Origin of the sequence: Paraburkholderia sp. SIMBA_053, assembly GCF_046534895.1 — a bacterium.
Classification (GTDB): Bacteria; Pseudomonadota; Gammaproteobacteria; order Burkholderiales; family Burkholderiaceae; genus Paraburkholderia; species Paraburkholderia caledonica.
The window spans coordinates 1-267 of sequence record NZ_JAWRXU010000812.1 but is presented as its reverse complement, the minus strand read 5'-3'; the positions used below and the strand labels follow the sequence as shown (position 1 = coordinate 267).

Sequence of the window (267 nt, the reverse complement as noted above, 5' to 3'; positions counted from 1 at the left end):
ATCGCTGCCCTGCGCGACGTGCGTGAGCCACGTTGCGTACTTGAGGCCGAAGTTGGCCTGCAGCAGATCCGGCGCCGCATGCGCCAGATCGCCGACCGTATTGATACCGAGCGCGGCCAGCCGATCGCTCGCCTTCGGTCCGATGCCGTTGATCTTTCGCGCAGCGAGCGGCCAGATGCGCGTGGGAATGTCTTGGGGCGTCAGAATGGTAAGGCCGTCCGGCTTGTCCAGTTCGGAGCCGATCTTCGCGAGCAGTTTGTTCGGCGC

The 267-nt window shown here is 64.8% G+C and carries 1 protein-coding gene; it reads right to left on the bottom strand.

Annotated features, from left to right (window positions below; all coding sequences use genetic code 11):
- A partial coding sequence (locus SB753_RS37825) for a DNA polymerase thumb domain-containing protein (protein ID WP_410805256.1) occupies positions 1 to 267 on the bottom strand: 267 nt, incomplete at both ends.